The 1,305-nt window shown below is 47.0% G+C and carries 2 protein-coding genes; both read right to left on the minus strand.

The window, feature by feature from the left end:
• The coding region (locus tag ACR0P9_RS12785; RefSeq protein ID WP_432620731.1) for a VanZ family protein at positions 1 to 325 on the minus strand (325 nt) is incomplete at its 3' end.
• A gap of 404 nt (positions 326 to 729) precedes the next feature.
• A partial coding sequence (locus tag ACR0P9_RS12790) for an ATP-binding cassette domain-containing protein (RefSeq protein ID WP_432620733.1) occupies positions 730 to 1,305 on the minus strand: 576 nt, incomplete at its 5' end.

The following is a 1,305-nucleotide window of genomic DNA, read 5'->3' on the forward strand; positions in this document are numbered from 1 at the left end:
CATCCGTCATCGCACACAAGATGCCAAACAAAAATACATTGAGCACATAGGGAATCCGGACAATACGAATATCCTGCATGACAATCGCAGCGAAAAATCCCAACGCAGCAAATTCAGAAAAATGTGCCATCTTACGCACGACATGTTCGGTCAATCCACCCCCTAAACCAACCGTTCCGAGTATCTTCATCAAAAAATTTAGGACGCCCATACTTTCTTCCGATGATTGCGCACGATTCGCCAGAGAATGCGAAAAAATAAACGTCATAATGGCAATCACCAGCAAAATATGTATCATGACACGCACTCGTTTTTTTGAATCCATAATCCCCTCCATCAATTGACAAACCCCTAGGATATGTTATAATCAAGATAATAAGAGGCACTACCAGTAGACGGTCGTCCCTCAAAAGTTGTTACAAGATAGTAACCGCTGGTGTGGAAGCTGGGCGGTTACTTCTTTTTTGTCAGCTGAATGACCAGAGCAATAATCTGAACAGTCAGAGAAATCACACTAACAATGGCTGCTGTATAAGCAAACAACGCTTCATATGTAACCATAGTGCATCCCTTCTCTCCTAAGATCAGAGGGCAAAAGAAGTCTGTCCTCCGTCAAGAGGAACAAACCGCCTACCGTTTGTGGTAGTGCTATATTTAAGAATACCACATGAAGCTCTAATTCGCAAGCAACAAGAGGCAACAGCAGATTTGCTGTCGCCTCTTTTGTCATTAGCCTCGAATTTCGAGATATTCGTCATAGGTGCACTGCTTATCCCAAACGCCATCCTCTGTGATTTCAATGATACGGTTGGCGATAGTCTGCGTGAACTCGTGGTCATGCGATGCAAACAGGACATTGCCCTTAAAGTCAATCAGACCGTTATTGACTGCGGTGATGGATTCCAGATCCAGATGGTTGGTCGGCTGATCGACAACCAGTACATTGGAACCAAACAGCATCATACGTGCCAACATGCAGCGAACCTTCTCGCCGCCGGACAGGACATTTACCGGCTTATATACATCGTTGCCGGAAAACAGCATCTTGCCCAAGAACGAACGCAGGGTTGTTTCCAGCGTATCCGTCTGCGAATACGGAGCCAGCCAATCCAACATGCTCTCGGTGTGGCCATTGAAGAACTCCGAGTTGTCCTTCGGGAAATACGACTGGCTGGTGGAAACGCCCCACTTGAAGCTGCCTTCGTCCGGCTCCATCTCACCCATCAAAATCTGGAACAGGGTTGTTGCTGCCTGCTCGGTCTTGCCGACAAAGGCAATTTTATCGCCGCGTGCCACGCGGAACGA

This window comes from Butyricicoccus sp. (assembly GCF_050872565.1).
Classification (GTDB): Bacteria; Bacillota; Clostridia; order Oscillospirales; family Butyricicoccaceae; genus Butyricicoccus_A.